The sequence below is a fragment of the Streptomyces bobili genome, from assembly GCF_002154575.1.
GTDB lineage: Bacteria > Actinomycetota > Actinomycetes > Streptomycetales > Streptomycetaceae > Streptomyces > Streptomyces bobili.
Genome location: NZ_MUBA01000777.1, coordinates 1 through 2,622, shown reverse-complemented (window position 1 = coordinate 2,622; position 2,622 = coordinate 1). Strand labels below are relative to the sequence as shown.

Here is a 2,622-nt window from a genome sequence, read left to right as displayed (position 1 = left end):
GTCGACGGCGTCATCTCGGTCCGCGCCTCCGAGCACCGTTCCCAGTGGCGCAACCGCGAGGCCGCCGCCGTACGGCTGGCCGCCCTGCTCGCCGAGGCCACGGCGCCGCCGCCCAAGCCGCGCCGCCCCACCCGCATCCCGCGCGGGATCAACGAACGCCGGCTGCGGCAGAAGAAGCAGCGGTCGGACACGAAGCGGGGGAGGACGGGGCGGGACTGGGGATGAGGGGCGCGCGGCCCAGAGGCTGACAACCGTCGGGTGCCTTCACGCTCGTACACGGTGCAGTGTCAGTACCCCCACCGTCTCGTCCCCGCTCCGCTCCCCGGTGTCGCGGAAGCCCAGGCCGGTGTAGAAGCCCTCCGGGCCGTGGTCGCCGGGGTGCCAGGTGACGTACAGCTCCGTGCCGCCGCGGCGATGTTCAGCCGCCACAAGCCGGAGCGGATCAGGGTGCCGTCCTCGCCCCAGTCGATGTCGAGGAAGGCCATCAGGAAGCCGACCGGGCGTCCGCCGTCGACGATCAGACGCGGCCAGGCGACTCCGGGATGCACATAGGCCTCGGCGAGGGACTTCACCACGGGGGAGACCGCGAATTCCTGCTCGGGCAGGACCCGAATGCCGAGAGCGGCTTCCAGATTTGCGGAGGTTATTTCTTCGAGACGCGGAGCGGAAGTCAGCGGCGGCGTGGTCATGGGCGGAGTGTAGGAAGGGAGTTCAGCGGGCGGCCACTGAATTGCCGTTCAGCTCAGGTGGCGATAACGACCCTTGAAATAGAGCAGTGGCCCGCCCTCCGCGCTCGGCACGCGCGCGTTCAGCACCCGGCCGATCACCAGGGTGTGGTCCCCGGCCTCCACCCGCTGCTCGGTACGGCACTCCAGGGTGGCCAGCGCGCCGCCGACCAGGGGGGCGCCGGTGATCTCGCCGCGGGTGTACGGGATGTCCTCGAAGAGGAGCCGGTCGCTGAGCCGGCCCTTCATCGCGAAGCGTCCGGCGATGTGCCGCTGACTCTCCGACAGCACCGACACCCCCCACAGGGGCTGCTCGTCGATCAGGTCGTCCATCCGGGAGCCCGTGCGCAGGCTGACCAGCACCAGGGGCGGTTCCAGGGAGACGGANNGTCACCAGGACCACGCCGCCGGCCAGCCGGGACATGGCCGCACGGAACTCGTCGTTGCTCACCCCCACAGCATGCCCGGAGGGGCCGGGCTGGGCGGGCACGGTGGGTGGGGTCTTCAGTAGGTCGGGAGGCACTCTGCGCACGCTAGTCCCCGGTCCGGCCGCCCCGCATCGGACCTTCGCCCGAGAGCGGTCGTAGGTCCGCCCTAGGTCCGCCCGCCTCGCCGGCTCCGCCGGCCGTTCGGCGTCTGTTCGCGTCTGTCCGGGAGCCGATTCCCGTACGCTCTCCGGCAGGGGAGTCGTACGCTCAGTAAACGCACAGGAAGAATGCGGAAACCCCGCGCAATTGCTCAGGTTCTTATGTGACTTGAGTCACAAGCATGGGGAATTGTTGACCCTGTGTACCGAGTGGGCAGCGCGCTGTGATTCAGTGGCGGAGGCGTCACAGGTACAGACACGTACACAGAACGTGCACGGACACAACGACATGCGCAACGACAGAAACGACGTTACGCCGAAGACAACCCTTGATTCGCTGCGAAGTCTCGGGGGGAGGGCGAGCATGGAGGCCGAGTCGGAGCCTTACGTCCGTCTTGCGTCCCTGCGCCAACTGCACCAGGTCATGGCCGACATGAACACGGCCCGCAGCCTGGCCGACACGCTGCAGACGGTCGCCAACGGCGTCGTGGCCGCCCTCGGATACGAACTGGCGTGCGTCAACCTCGTCCGCCCCGACGGTGACCTCGTCGTCGCCGCCTTCGCCGGAGACCCCGCCGCCGAGTCCCTCATCACCGGCCGGGTCGGTTCCCGCGAGTCCTGGGAGCGGCGGCTGGGCATGGGCGAGACCTGGGGCGACCTGATCTTCATACCCCACACCGAGGGCTGGATCCTCGACGACGACGACGTCCCGCAGTGGTACACGGACGGGCCCGCGCCCCGCTTCGACGACGAGTGGCACCCCTCCGACCGGCTGTTCGCCCCCATGTACACGCCCGCCGCCCCCGGCGGCAACGGCACGTGTGGCGAACTCATCGGCGTCCTCTCCGTGGACCGCCCGCGCAACGGCCGGCGGCCGGGCGCCTGGGGCCGCGAGGCCCTCCAGATGTACGCCTTCCAGGCCGCCATCGCGATCAGCAACGCGCGTCTACGGGCCAACATGCAGCGCGCCCTGGTCCGCCTCGAACGCGAACAGCAGGCCCTGCGCGCCAGCGAGGAAAGCTTCCGCCAGGCCTTCGAGTACGCCCCCTCCGGCATGGCCATCGCCGAGATGGGCGGCGACCAGCACGGCCGGATCCTGCGCACCAACGACGCCCTGTGCCGCCTGCTGGGCCGCCCCGCCTCCGCGATGCGCCGCTACTCCTTCTCCGACCTCGTCCACCCCGAGGACATAGGCACCCTGCTGCGGACCTCCGCCGAGGGCGGACGGGCCGAACTGCGTCTCGGCCGGCGCGACGGCACGTACCTGTGGGTGTCGCTGCGCAACTCCGTCGTCGCCGACGCCGCCGACGG

The 2,622-nt window shown here is 70.3% G+C and carries 4 pseudogenes; 2 read left to right on the top strand and 2 right to left on the bottom strand.

The features are described from left to right. Nucleotides 1-225, top strand: a pseudogene (locus tag BZL64_RS37530) (aminoacyl-tRNA hydrolase); the annotation flags it as partial. 39 nt (nt 226-264) lie between these two features. Here BZL64_RS37530 and BZL64_RS37525 read toward each other — a convergent pair. After that, a pseudogene (locus BZL64_RS37525) lies at nt 265-689 on the bottom strand (GNAT family N-acetyltransferase). A 48-nt stretch (nt 690-737) separates the two neighbouring features. Beyond that, nucleotides 738-1,248, bottom strand: a pseudogene (locus BZL64_RS37520) (flavin reductase family protein). Between the two features lie 427 nt (nt 1,249-1,675). On the opposite strand from BZL64_RS37520, the pseudogene cdgB reads away from it, so the two are divergent. Beyond that, a pseudogene (gene cdgB, locus BZL64_RS37515) lies at nt 1,676-2,622 on the top strand (diguanylate cyclase CdgB); the annotation flags it as partial.